This is a genomic window from Streptomyces gamaensis (genome assembly GCF_042656465.1).
GTDB lineage: Bacteria > Actinomycetota > Actinomycetes > Streptomycetales > Streptomycetaceae > Streptomyces > Streptomyces gamaensis.
The window spans coordinates 183,442-195,877 of the sequence record NZ_JBHSPB010000008.1 but is presented as its reverse complement, the minus strand read 5'-3'; the positions used below and the strand labels follow the sequence as shown (position 1 = coordinate 195,877).

At 75.0% G+C, this 12,436-nt stretch carries 11 protein-coding genes; 3 read left to right on the top strand and 8 right to left on the bottom strand.

The annotated features are described in order from the left end of the window. Positions 1–34: 34 nt before the first annotated feature. Positions 35–1,252: a geranylgeranyl reductase family protein gene (locus ACFP1Z_RS15505; protein ID WP_390316878.1), complete on the bottom strand. Its 1,218-nt coding sequence runs from the start codon at positions 1,250–1,252 to the stop codon at positions 35–37. A gap of 190 nt (positions 1,253–1,442) precedes the next feature. Here ACFP1Z_RS15505 and ACFP1Z_RS15500 point away from each other — a divergent pair, with 190 nt between their 5' ends. Continuing rightward, a complete protein-coding gene (locus ACFP1Z_RS15500) occupies positions 1,443–2,834 on the top strand; it encodes a dipeptidase (RefSeq protein ID WP_390316877.1) in 1,392 nt (463 codons plus the stop codon). Between the two features lie 399 nt (positions 2,835–3,233). Here the strand turns inward: ACFP1Z_RS15500 and ACFP1Z_RS15495 are convergent, their stop codons facing one another. Both ACFP1Z_RS15495 and ACFP1Z_RS15490 read right to left on the bottom strand, forming a co-directional pair. Continuing rightward, on the bottom strand, positions 3,234–4,271 hold the full coding sequence (locus tag ACFP1Z_RS15495; RefSeq protein ID WP_390316876.1) for an NUDIX hydrolase: 1,038 nt from the start codon (positions 4,269–4,271) through the stop codon (positions 3,234–3,236). A gap of 311 nt (positions 4,272–4,582) precedes the next feature. Beyond that, entirely contained in the window at positions 4,583–5,548 is a 966-nt protein-coding gene (locus ACFP1Z_RS15490; protein WP_390316875.1) for an ROK family protein, read from the bottom strand. A 277-nt stretch (positions 5,549–5,825) separates the two neighbouring features. On the opposite strand from ACFP1Z_RS15490, the gene ACFP1Z_RS15485 reads away from it, so the two are divergent. Then, on the top strand, positions 5,826–6,815 hold the full coding sequence (locus ACFP1Z_RS15485; protein WP_390317033.1) for a LacI family DNA-binding transcriptional regulator: 990 nt from the start codon (positions 5,826–5,828) through the stop codon (positions 6,813–6,815). 1 nt (position 6,816) lies between these two features. Here ACFP1Z_RS15485 and ACFP1Z_RS15480 read toward each other — a convergent pair whose 3' ends face one another. The 5 genes from ACFP1Z_RS15480 to ACFP1Z_RS15460 form a co-directional block, all read right to left on the bottom strand. Then, complete coding sequence (locus ACFP1Z_RS15480; protein WP_390316874.1) at positions 6,817–8,097, bottom strand: DUF6986 family protein; 1,281 nt, start codon at positions 8,095–8,097, stop codon at positions 6,817–6,819. Between the two features lie 158 nt (positions 8,098–8,255). Further along, a complete protein-coding gene (locus ACFP1Z_RS15475) occupies positions 8,256–9,218 on the bottom strand; it encodes an electron transfer flavoprotein subunit alpha/FixB family protein (RefSeq protein WP_390316873.1) in 963 nt (320 codons plus the stop codon). A gap of 126 nt (positions 9,219–9,344) precedes the next feature. Then, positions 9,345–10,127, bottom strand: coding sequence for an electron transfer flavoprotein subunit beta/FixA family protein (locus tag ACFP1Z_RS15470; RefSeq protein WP_390316872.1), 783 nt, complete (start codon positions 10,125–10,127; stop codon positions 9,345–9,347). 186 nt (positions 10,128–10,313) lie between these two features. Continuing rightward, a complete protein-coding gene (locus ACFP1Z_RS15465) occupies positions 10,314–10,820 on the bottom strand; it encodes a flavin reductase family protein (RefSeq protein ID WP_390316870.1) in 507 nt (168 codons plus the stop codon). A gap of 220 nt (positions 10,821–11,040) precedes the next feature. After that, positions 11,041–11,394: a TlpA family protein disulfide reductase gene (locus ACFP1Z_RS15460; RefSeq protein ID WP_390316868.1), complete on the bottom strand. Its 354-nt coding sequence runs from the start codon at positions 11,392–11,394 to the stop codon at positions 11,041–11,043. Positions 11,395–11,668: 274 nt separating this feature from the next. Here ACFP1Z_RS15460 and ACFP1Z_RS15455 point away from each other — a divergent pair, with 274 nt between their 5' ends. Next, on the top strand, positions 11,669–12,388 hold the full coding sequence (locus ACFP1Z_RS15455) for a lysophospholipid acyltransferase family protein (protein WP_390316867.1): 720 nt from the start codon (positions 11,669–11,671) through the stop codon (positions 12,386–12,388). The last annotated feature ends 48 nt before the right edge of the window (positions 12,389–12,436 follow it).

The following is a 12,436-nucleotide window of genomic DNA, read 5'->3' as shown; positions in this document are numbered from 1 at the left end:
GCGGCTCGGGGCCGTGCGGTCGGCCCGGCCGGTGTCACCGCTTGTCCATCGCCCCCAGGACGCGCCGGGCCATCGCGTGGCTGCGGACGATCTCGGCGATCGTCGTCGCACCGCGCGTGATGTTCACGAACGCCTTCCACGCGGGCGGGAAGCCGGTGAGCGCCGCGTGCACCAGCCCGGGGCGGCGCTGGTAGAAGGCGAGCATGCGGCGTCCGGCACCCATCTCCACGCCGAGACCGGCCTTGACGGCGAAGGCGTAGTTGAGCGCCTGCCTGCGGGCGTCGACCGCGTCCTGCGCCTCGCCGATGCGCACGGCCCACTCCCCCGCCAGACGTCCCGAGCGCAGGGCGTAGGAGATGCCCTCGCGGGTCCACGGCTCCAGCAGTCCGGCCGCGTCGCCGCAGACGATGACCCGGCCGCGGGAGAGCGGCGAGTCGTCGGCGCGGCAGCGGGTCAGGTGCCCGGAGGAGATGCTGGGCTCGAATCCGGCGAGACCGAGGCGGGCGATGAAGTCCTGGAGGTAGCGCTTGGTGGCGGCGCCGTCGCCGCGGGCCGAGATCACACCCACGGTCAGGGTGTCCCCCTTGGGGAAGACCCAGCCGTAACTGCCGGGGATGGGGCCCCAGTCGATGAGCACCCGGCCCGCCCAGTCCTCGGCGACCGTCGGCGGCACCGGGATCTCGGCCTCCAGCCCGAGGTCGACCTGGTCGAGCTTGACGCCGACGTGTGCTCCTATGCGGCCGGCGCTGCCGTCGGCGCCGACGACGGCGCGGGCGAGCAGGGTCGTGCCGTCACCGAGCACGACGGCGACGGTGCGCCGGTCCGGCACGGCCGGGCCGTGCTGCTCGACGCGCGAGACGGTCACGCCCGTACGCACCTCCGCGCCCGCCTGCTGCGCGGCCTCGACCAAGGCGGCGTCGAACTCGGCCCGGTTGACGAGCCCGAAGAGCATCCGCCGGGAGCGGCGGGTGCGCACGAGACGGCCGTCGAGGGAGAAGGTGACCGCGTGCACCCGCTCGCGCAGGGGCAGCGCGAAACCGGGGGGCAGGGCATCGCGCGAGGGGCCGATGATGCCGCCACCGCATGTCTTGTAACGCGGCAGCCCGGACTTCTCCAGCAGCAGCACCCGGCGGCCCGCCGCGGCCGCGGCACGGGCGGCCGAGGAGCCCGCGGGCCCGGCGCCCACCACGATGACGTCCCATACGGGCTCGGTGCTCCCGGCCGCGTCCCGGCCTGCGTTCTCGCTGCTCACCTGTGCTTCTACTCCCGCTCGCTCACCGGCTCCGGCTACCGCCGCATCCTACGGCCCGCGGCCGTACGGCCCTGCGGCGGGACGTGGGGCCGCGGGGCCGCATGGGTGGGGTGCGGGCGGGCCGTGGCAGGATCGAGGTCGCATTCCCCCGTCCACCCGGACATAACGTCGCGCCCACAAGGAGCGTTCCATGGAAGAGTCCCCGGCCCGTCCGCACCGGCCCGACCCGGCGGCCCTCGCGGAGACCGTCGCGTCGCTGCAGCCCCGCGCGAAGAGCGAGCTGAGCGAGCTGGTGGCCTTCAAGTCCGTCGCGGACGAGGCGCAGTTCCCCCGGAGCGAGTGCGAGGCGGCGGCGGACTGGGTGGCCGCGGCACTGCGGGCCGAGGGCTTCTCGGACGTGGCCCTGCTGGACACCCCCGACGGCACGCGCTCGGTCTACGGCTTCCTGCCGGGCCCGGCCGGTGCGCCCACCGTGCTGCTCTACGCGCACTACGACGTGCAGCCGCCGCTGGACGAAGCCGCCTGGATCTCACCGCCGTTCGAGCTGACGGAGCGCGACGGCCGCTGGTACGGACGCGGCACCGCCGACTGCAAGGGCGGCGTGATCATGCATCTGACGGCGCTGCGCGCGCTGAAGGAGCACGGCGGCGTCCCGGTCAACGTGAAGGTGATCGTGGAGGGTTCGGAGGAGCAGGGCACGGGCGGCCTGGAGCGGCACGCCGAGAGCCACCCCGAGCTGCTGACCGCCGACGCCATCCTCATCGGCGACGCCGGCAACTTCCGGGAGGGGCTGCCGACCGTCACGGCCACGCTGCGGGGCATGACGCTGGTCCGCGTCCGGGTGGACACGCTGCGGGGCAACCTGCACTCCGGCCAGTTCGGGGGTGCGGCGCCGGACGCCCTCGCGGCCCTGATCCGCGTCCTGGACTCGCTGCGCGCCGAGGACGGCTCGACCACGGTCGACGGACTCGCGGCGCAGGGCAGTTGGCAGGGGCTGCAGTATCCGGAGGAGCAGTTCCGCGAGGACGCCAAGGTGCTCGACGGCGTCGGGCTGATCGGCTCCGGCACGGTGGCCGACCGGCTGTGGGCCCGCCCGGCCGTCACCGTGCTCGGCATCGACTGCCCGCCGGTCGTGGGCGCCACCCCGTCCGTGCACGCGCACGCGGCGGCCCTGATCAGCCTGCGGGTACCGCCGGGCCAGGACGCGGCCGAGGCCACGGCGCTGCTCCTCGCCCATCTGAAGGCGGCCGCGCCCTGGGGCGCGCGGGTGGAGGCCGAACAGGTCGGCCAGGGGCAGGCGTTCCGCGCGGACACCGGGAGCCCGGCCTACGCGTCGATGGCCGAGGCCATGCGCGTCGCGTACCCGGGTCAGGAGATGCAGGTGGCCGGGATGGGCGGCTCGATCCCGCTGTGCAACACCCTGGGGCAGCTCTATCCGGAGACGGAGATCCTGCTGATCGGGCTGAGCGCGCCGGAGGCGCAGATCCACGCGGTCAACGAGAGCGTCTCGCCGCAGGAGCTGGAGCGGCTCTCGCTGGCCGAGGCCCTGTTCCTCGTCAACTACGCGAGCGGCCCGCGCTGACAGGAGAGTTGACGTACGGTCGACGGCCTCCCGTCGCCGGGGCCCCGGTCGCGGCCCCGGCGGCGGGGGCGGCGGCCGAGGCCGCGGCGCCGGAGTGTGTGCGCCCGGCGGGACGTCCGCGCCCGGCCGGGGCTGCGGGTACATGGGTCCGCAGGTCGCGCCACGCCACGCCGCTCCAGGGGCCCCGGCGCCGGAGTGTGCCCGGGCTCCGGTCGTACGCCCCGCAGGACGTCCGCGCCCGGCCGGGGCCGCAGGTCCGCGGGTCGCGCGCCGCCGCGCCGCCCCAGGGACCGCGAGCATCCGGACGCGCGCCCGGCCCGGCCGTCCGTCCTCCTTCCCCGGCGGCCCGGCCCGCGAAGGCCGGATGTCCGTGGCGCGGGCCACCGCAGGGGCGGCGTCTCAGCCCACCGGCACCCCCGCCTCCAGGTTCAGGGTGCGCCCCAGTTCACGGGCCCGCAGGGCCCATCGCAGTCTGTTCAGCCGCACGGGCGGCAGCAGCGCGGCGGCCTCGCCCTCGGTGACGAAGCGCCAGCCGCGCAGTTCGGAGCCGGGCAGCAGAAGACCGCGCGCGTCGGCGCCCGCCAGCCGGCCGCCGTCGAAGAGGAAGCGCAGCCCGCCGTGGCCGGGGGGCTTGGGCGGTTCCCAGTCGACGACCAGCAGCCGTGGCACGGTGGGCAGTTCGATGCCGATCTCCTCGGCGACCTCCCGCATGCCGGCCCGGGCGGGCGCCTCGCCGGGCTCGACGACGCCGCCAGGGAACTCCCAGCCCGGCTTGTACGTGGGGTCGACGAGCAGCACCCGGTCCTCCTCGTCGAAGAGCAGCACCCCGGCGGCGAGCGTGGCCGCCGTCGGCTCGGGGGTCTGCACGATCGCGCAGGGCCCGGCGGAGCCGTCCCGTACGGCCTTCGCGACCCGCTCCGCCGCCTGACGAGGTGTCAGGTGCCCGGTGTCCAGGACATAGGCGTCGGCGCGCAGCCAGGTCAACGCCTCCTGGTACGGGGCGAGGTGGTCGAGCGACCAGCGCCGGACGGCCGCGCTGCGCCCGGGGTCGTCCGGGAACTCCTCGCGTGTTGCGGCGCGTTGGCGCAGTATCGTTTCGTCTGCGGTGAGCACCACGTGGCACACCGTGATGCGGCGGGCGGCGAGGCCCCCGAAGATCTCGTCGCGGTAGTCCTGCCGCAGCAGCGTCATGGGGACCACGAGCACCCCGCCCACCTCGGCGAGCAGCGCCGCCGCCCCGTCCACCACGAGCCGCCGCCAGATCGGCAGGTCCTGGTAGTCGGTCACCTCCGCCAGTCTCTTCGGCGGGAGCAACTGCCGCAGCGCTCCACCGATCACCTCCGGGTCGAAGAGGGTGCTGTCCGCGATGAGCTCGGTCAGTTCCTTCGCCGTGCTGGTCTTCCCCGCACTGAACGCGCCGTTCAACCAGACGATCACGGTGCCCCCTTCTCCGTAGACCCCTGTGACGTGCCCGGAACACCTTGCCACGGAAACGCGTGCGAGCGGCATGATGCACCGCCGGGCGCCCGGAGGGCCACCGCACGCCACACCCTCTTGCCGCGCCCCTCGCACGGTTCAGCGCCGCCCCGCACCCCGGCGCGTACGGTCGACGGACAGCGCTTCGTTACGCACCAGGCGCACCCGGCACCGGCGACCGCGCCCTCGCGCACCCGCCGCACCCCCTGCACGCCCCTCGCACCGCTCACCGCTCACCGCTCACCGCGAACGCCCCTCCGGCTCCCGCCCGTTCACCGTCCCGGCAGCGCGCCCCACAGCCCGTGTTCCTGTGCCGCCGCTGCCGCGGCCCCCACCAGGCCCGCGTCGGAGCCGAGCCGCGCGGGCAGCACCTCGACGCCGGAGGCGAAGGAGAGCGTGGCGTAGTCGCGCAGGCGCTCGCGCAGCGGGGCGAAGAGGACGTCGCCCGCCCCCGCCACTCCGCCGCCGATGACGGCGACCTCGATCTCGACGAGCGTCGCCGTCGCCGCGATGCCCGCCGCCAGCGCCTGCGCGGCACGGGCGAAGGCGGCGCGGGCCGGCTCGTTCCCGGCGCGCGCCGCGGCCGCGACGGCCGCCGCGCTGCGGTCGCCGTCCGGTCCGGGAAGCCAGCCGGCGTCCAGGGCCCGGCGGGCGATGTGCGGGCCGCTGGCGATGCGTTCGACGCAGCCGCGCCCGCCGCACGCGCAACGTTCCCCGTCGAGATCGACACTGATGTGCCCGATGTGCCCGGCGTTGCCCGTGGGTCCCGGGTGCAGACGGCCGCCCAGCACCAGTCCACCACCGACGCCGGTGGACACCACCATGCACAGCGCGTTGGCCCGTCCCCGGGCCGCGCCGGTCCAGTGCTCGGCGGCGGTCATCGCGACACCGTCGCCGACGAGGGTCGCGGGCAGCCCGCCCGTCCGCCGGCCCACCTCGGCGATCAGCGGGAACCCGCGCCAGCCGGGCACGTTGACCGGACTGACCGTCCCGGCCGCGGCGTCCACGGGCCCGGCGCTGCCGATGCCCACCGCCCGGACGCGCGGCCAGAGCCCGCACGCGCGCAGCTCCCGCAGCACGTCGGCCACCGCCGCCATCACGACCGCCCCGTCCTGCCGTGCGGGGGTGGGCCGCTGCGCGCGGACGAGCAGACCGCCCCGGCCGTCCACCAGCGCCCCGGCGATCTTGGTGCCGCCGATGTCGAGGGCGGCGACGAGGGCGGCGGAGTCGGCTGGCATCAGGGCGGTCCCCCCGTGACGGGCCCCGGCGGACGAGGCGGCGCAAAGCTGTGGGAACGTCAGTCTCACCCGCCGCTGACAACGTTGTCCAGGCCGTATGCTCGACGACACCCGGCACACCCCGCCCACCGCGGGCAGCGTGGACGCGCGCCGCCCCGCCCACCGTGCGCCGGCGACCGCCCCCGCGCAGCGCGCACCGGATCGCAAAGGACGTCACGTGGCCGACGCCGCCGACACCGCCCGCAGCCCCCAGCGCCGTTACGGCTCCCGGCCGACGATGAAGGACGTGGCCGCGCGCGCCGGGGTGGGCCTGAAGACCGTCTCCCGCGTCGTCAACAAGGAGCCCGGCGTGACGGCGGACACCGAGCGCCGGGTGCAGGAGGCGATCACCGCGCTGGGGTTCCGCCGCAACGACAGCGCGCGCATCCTGCGCAAGGGCCGCACCGCCTCGGTCGGGCTGGTGCTGGAGGATCTCGCCGACCCGTTCTACGCCCCGCTCAACCGGGCGGTCGAGGAGGTCGCGCGGGCCCACGGCGCCCTGCTGATCAACGGTTCCAGCGCCGAGGACCCCGACCGTGAGCGCGAGTTGGCGCTCGCCCTGTGCGCGCGCCGGGTCGACGGCCTGATCGTCGTCCCCGCCGGGGACGACCACCGCTATCTGGAACCGGAGATCGCCGCCGGCATCGCCACGGTCTTCGTGGACCGTCCCGCCGGCCGCATATCCGCGGACGCGGTGCTCTCGGACAGCTTCGGCGGGGCGCACGAGGGCGTGGCCCACCTCGTCGCCCACGGCCACCGCCGCATCGGCTTCATCGGCGACCGGCCGCGCATCCACACCGCGGCCGAGCGGCTGCGGGGTTACCGCGCCGCGATGGCGGACGCGGGGCTGCCCGTCGACGAGTCCTGGATCTCACTCGGCCCCACGGCACCCGGGCGTGTGCGGGCCGAGGCGCGGCGCATGCTCGCCGGTGACCGCCCGGTGACCGCGCTGTTCACCGGCAACAACCGGGTGACCGCGACGGCCGTGCGGGTCATCGCCGCGCACGCCCGCCCCGTCGCGCTCGTCGGCTTCGACGACCTGGAGCTCGCCGACCTGCTCTCCCCGGGCGTGACCGTCGTCGCCCAGGACCCGGCCCGGCTGGGGCGCACGGCGGCGGAGCGGCTGTTCCGCCGGCTCGACGGCGTCGTCGAACCGCCGCGCCGGGTGGAGCTGCCGACCCGGCTGATCGCGCGCGGCTCCGGCGAACTCCCGCCCGCGCGGGGGTGATTCAGGCCGCGGGCGCGCGCCCCGCGAGGGCGTCGAGGCGGGGCCGGTCGAGCCCGGTGAGGGCGGTGACCTCCGCGGCGTCGAGGGCGCCGCAGTCCAGGCCGCGCAGCAGCTGCCCGCTCAGCGCGCGGGCCGTCGCCGGTTCGTCGAGGACGTCTCCACCGGCCCGGCGCACGTAGGCCGCCAGCCGGGCGGCGGCCGCCTGGAGGCCCTCGCGGTGGAAGGTGTACACCGCGGCGTAGCGGGAGGGCAGTTGGGCCGGGTGCATGTCCCAGCCCTGGTAGTACGCGCGCTCCAGCGAGCGCCGGACGAGGTCGTGGTGCAGCCGCCAGCCGCGGTGCACCCGCGGGGTCGGCCCGACCGGCAGGACGTTGACGGATCCGTCGCTGAGCCGGACCCCGGTGCCGGCGGCGGCGGTCTGCATGACGGCCTTGGCGTGATCGGCCGCCGGGTGCGCGAGGGACTGGTGGGCCGCGCCGACGCCCAGGGCGGCGCTGTAGTCGAAGGTGCCGTAGTGCAGCGAGGTGACCCGGCCCCCGGCCGCGTCGATCATGCGGGCGACGGTGGCGCGCCCGTCGGCGCCGAGGACGGACTGGGGCGTCTCTATCTGGATCTCGAAGCGGATCCGGCCCGCGGGCAGCGCGCGGGCCTTCTCGAACTCCGCCGCCAGGTGCGCCATCGCGGTGACCTGCCGCGCGTGGGAGACCTTGGGGAGGGTCAGGACGAGCCCCTCCGGCAGACCGCCGGCCGCCATGAGCCTGGTGAGGAAGATGTCGAGGGTGCGCACGCCGCGCTCACGGACGGCGGCCTCCATGCCCTTCATGCGGATGCCGAGGAAGGGGGGCGCGGTGCCGTCCCGGCAGGCGGTGGCGAGGAGTTCGGCGGCGCGGGCGGCGGCGCGGTCCTCCTCCGCGTCGGGGCGGGGCCCGTAGCCGTCCTCGAAGTCGACGCGCAGGTCCTCGACGGGCTCGCGGCGCAGTTTGGCCCGTACGCGTTCGTGGACGGGCCCGGCGAGGGCGGCGGGGATGCCGAGCGCGGCCGCGAACCCGGCCGCGTCGGGGGCGTGTTCGTCGAGCGCGGCGAGCGCCTGCTCGCCCCAGGAGCGGACGGTGTCCGCGGTGAGGGCGTCGGCGGGGACGTAGACGGTGTGGACGGGCTGCCGGGTGCCGGGCTCGCCCGGGTAGCGGCGCGCGAGGTCGGCGTCGACGTCCGCGAGGAGGGTGTCGATGCCGTGGCGCACCTCGGCCGTGAAGGTCGTCGCCGCCGTGCCGTGCTGCTCCATGCCCCACCCTCCGGCTTCCGCCTGACGGAATTGACCATCCGTGAAGGGAAGTTATCGGCGGCCCGGGCCGGGGGTCAACACCCGTTGCCCGTACGGGGCGACGGCGAGGCCCCGTGCGGCGCCGGGCGCGCACGGGGCCTCGTCCCGGTGAACGGGCCTTACCCCTTGCGGGCGTTGATCTGCTCGGTCAGCTGCGGGACGACCTCGAAGAGGTCGCCCACCACGCCGTAGTCGACCAGGTCGAAGATCGGCGCCTCGGCGTCCTTGTTGATGGCGACGATGGTCTTCGACGTCTGCATGCCGGCCCGGTGCTGGATCGCGCCGGAGATGCCCGTCGCGATGTACAGCTGCGGCGAGACGGACTTGCCGGTCTGGCCGACCTGGTGGGTGTGCGGGTACCAGCCGGCGTCGACGGCGGCGCGCGAGGCGCCGACGGCCGCGCCGAGCGAGTCGGCCAGGGACTCGATGAGGGCGAAGTTCTCGGCACCGCCCACGCCGCGGCCGCCGGAGACCACGATCGCGGCCTCGGTCAGCTCGGGGCGGCCGGTCGACTCGCGCGGGGTGCGGGAGACGACCTTGGTGCCGGTGGCGGCCTCGCCGAAGGAGACGGCCAGCTGCTCGACCGTGCCGGCGGCCGGGGCCGCCTCGGGGGCTGCGGAGTTGGGCTTGACGGTGATGACCGGAACGCCCTTGGTGACGCGGGACTTGGTGGTGTACGAGGCCGCGAAGACGGACTGGGTGGCCACCGGGCCGGACTCGCCGGCCTCCAGGTCGACGGCGTCGGTGACGATGCCCGAGCCGGTACGGACCGCGAGCCGGCCCGCGATCTCCTTGCCCTCGGCGGAGGAGGGCACGAGCACGGCGACGGGCGAGACGGCCTCGACGGCGGCCTGCAGCGCGTCGACCTTCGGCACGACGAGATAGTCGGCGAACTCCGGCGCGTCGGCGGTGAGGACCTTCACCGCGCCGTACTCGCCGAGCGTTCGGGCCGCGGCGTCGGCGCCGGGGCCGAGGTGCACCGCGACGGGGTCGCCGATCCGGCGGGCGAGGGTGAGCAGTTCGAGGGTGGGCTTGCGGACGGCGCCGTCCACGTGGTCGACATAGACGAGGACTTCAGCCATGGGGTTGCTCCTGCGAAGAGTATGGGCGGGTGAGGCGAGTGAGGTTCGCGTCGGCCGGGGAGGGCTCAACTGCCGCACACGGCACGGGCCACGGCGCGCACGCGCGCGACGGCCCGCGGTCCGCGGCTAGATGAACTTCTGGCCCGCGAGGAACTCGGCGAGCTGCTTGCCGCCCTCGCCCTCGTCCTTGACGACGGTGCCGGCCGTACGGGCCGGGCGCTCGGCGGCCTCGTCGACCTTCGTCCAGGACCCGTCGAGACCGACCTCGTCGGCGTCGATGCCGAGGTCGGACAGGTCCAGGGTCTCCACCGGCTTCTTCTTGGCCGCCATGATGCCCTTGAAGGAGGGGTAACGCGCCTCGCCCGACTGGTCGGTGACGGAGACGACGGCCGGCAGCGCGGCCCGGAGCTGCTCGCTCGCGGCGTCCCCGTCCCGGCGGCCGGTCACCGTGCCGTCGGCCACCGAGACCTCGGAGAGCAGGGTCGCCTGCGGTACGCCCAGGCGCTCGGCGAGCATCGCCGGGAGCACGCCCATGCCGCCGTCGGTGGAGGCCATGCCGCAGACGACCAGGTCGTAGCCGACGTGCTCGACGGCCTTGGCGAGCACCAGGGACGTGCCGAGGGCGTCGGTGCCGTGCAGGTCGTCGTCCTCGACGTGCACGGCCTTGTCGGCGCCCATCGACAGGGCCTTGCGCAGCGCGTCGGTGGCGTCCTCGGGACCGACGGTCAGGACCGTCACCTCGGCGTCGCCCGCCTCCTTGATCTGCAGCGCCTGCTCGACCGCGTACTCGTCGAGCTCCGAGAGCAGGCCGTCCACGTCGTCGCGGTCGACGGTCAGGTCATCGGCGAAGTGCCGGTCGCCGGTGGCGTCGGGCACGTACTTCACACAAACAACGATCCTCAAGCTCACGCCGGCTCTCCTACTGCATCGTCTTTTCGTGCTGCCTTGGCAGGCAGCATAGGCGCCTCGGGGGCGGATTCGTCACGGACCTGACCGGGCCCCGGAACGAATGTTACTGGCCAGTACACCCAGGGGTGCGCGGGAATGCAAGGGCGGCCGACTGTGATCTGCCCAACGCGCCCGGACGGAACGCCCTCAGTCCCGCAGCCCGTTGAAGCGCCCCTGGTGGTAGACGAGCGGCCGGCCCGCGCCGGCGGGGTCACCGGCCACGGCCTCGGCGAGCACGACCCGGTGGTCCCCGGCGGGCACCCGGGCCACGACGCGGCACACCAGCCACGCCAGGACCCCGTCGAGCAGCGGCACGCCCTCGGGCCCGGAGCGCCAACGCGTGGGCGGGGCAAAGCGGTCGGCGCCGCTGCGCGCGAAGGTGTCCGCCAACTCCCGCTGGTGCTCGCCGAGTATGTGCACCCCCACGTACGCGGCCCCGGCGATGACGGGCCAGCTGGAGGACGTGGTGCACACGCCGAAGGAGACGAGCGGCGGTTCGGCGGCCACGGAGGTCAGTGAGGTCGCGGTGAAGCCGACCGGGCGCGTGCCGTACGCGGTGATCACCGCGACCCCGGCGGCGTGCCGGCGGAAGACCGAGCGCAGCAGTTCGGGAGAGCCGAGGCGGTGATCGCCGAGTCCGGGCGTGGCCGTCATGGAACTGTCCTTCTGGTCGGGGGGCCGTAAGGTACGTCGCGGGTGCTCACGGGCCCGCACACAGCGCGCTCGCCGTCCGCGGCGGATCGACGCGCGCGCGGCCGGGAAGAACGCCCCGGGAGGCCGGGGCAGTCGGTCCACACCACATAACGTCACCCTGACGATTCGTGGCACACGACGTCAAGTGCGTTCCTGTGGTCGGCAGATGAGGAACCGCAGCTCACACGGCGGCACCGAGCGCCGCGATGACATCGGCCCGGCGCGGCGCCCCGGCGGCGCGGCGCACGATCCGGCCGCCGGAGTCGAGGACGAGCACGGTGGGCGTGGCACTGACGCCGAGCGCGCGCACGAGCGGCAGGTGCCCCTCGGCGTCGATCTCGATGTGCGCGACGCCGGCGACCATGGCGGCGACGTCGGCGAGGGTGCGCCGGGTGGCCCGGCACGGCTGGCAGAAGGCAGTGGAGAACTGCACGAGCGTGGCCCGCTCCCCCAGCTCGGCGCCGAGTTCGGCGGCCCCCAGCCGTGTCCCCTCGTCCTCGCCGCGCACCGCGCTCCCTCCGTCGTCCGCCCGCATCGCCGTCTCCCCTCCGCCCCGACCGTACTGCCTGTCGGCTGTGTCGCCATCCGTCCGGATCCCGCCCGGTGCCCGCCCGGGGGTGCGGTGTACCGTTTTGGTCGGTCGTGAGCCCGCTCCCCCGCCCGGCCGACGTGATGAGAATCTCCACGTCAGCGCGGTACTCCAGGTGGTCCGGGCTGTCGTGATCAGGCACGATCGGCCGGGTGCCGCCCGCTCGCGGCCGCGTCGACCCCCTGGGAGACCCCTCCCCGACCCCGAAGGACTCCCCGCCATGGCAGAGCTCGTCTATCCGCCCGTGATCGGCTTCGCGCGCACCATGTTCAAGGCGCTCGACCTGCGCTTCGACGTCAAGGGCAGCGAGCACGTCCCGCGGCGCGGAGGGGCGGTGCTGGTGAGCAACCACATCGGGTACCTCGACTTCATCTTCTGCGGGCTGGCCGCGCGCCCGGCGAAGCGGCTGGTGCGCTTCATGGCCAAGGAGTCGGTCTTCCGGCACAAGGTGTCGGGCCCGCTGATGCGCTCGATGAAGCACATTCCGGTCGACCGGGCGGCCGGGGTGGACGCCTATCAGCACGCGCTGGCCGCGCTGCGCTCGGGCGAGATCATCGGTGTCTTCCCGGAGGCGACGATCTCCCAGTCCTTCACGCTCAAGAACTTCAAGTCCGGTGCGGCGCGGCTGGCCCAGGAGGCCGGGGTGCCGCTGGTGCCGATGGCCCTGTGGGGCACGCAACGGCTGTGGACCAAGGGGCACAAGCGCGATCTGGGCCGCCGTCACATCCCCATCACCGTGCGGGTGGGCGAGCCGCTCGCCGCGGATCCGGCCGAGACCGCGGAGTCCGTGACCGTGCGGCTGCGCACGCGGATGCAGGAGCTGCTGGAGTCGGCCCAGCGCGCCTACCCGGTACGGGCCACGGGTCCGCAGGACGCCTGGTGGATCCCGGCCCACCTCGGCGGTACGGCGCCCGCCCCGGCCGAGGCGGTGCGCGGCTAGCGGCACGGAAAGAGCGCGTACCCGTCCGTCCCCCGGATGCTCCGCGGT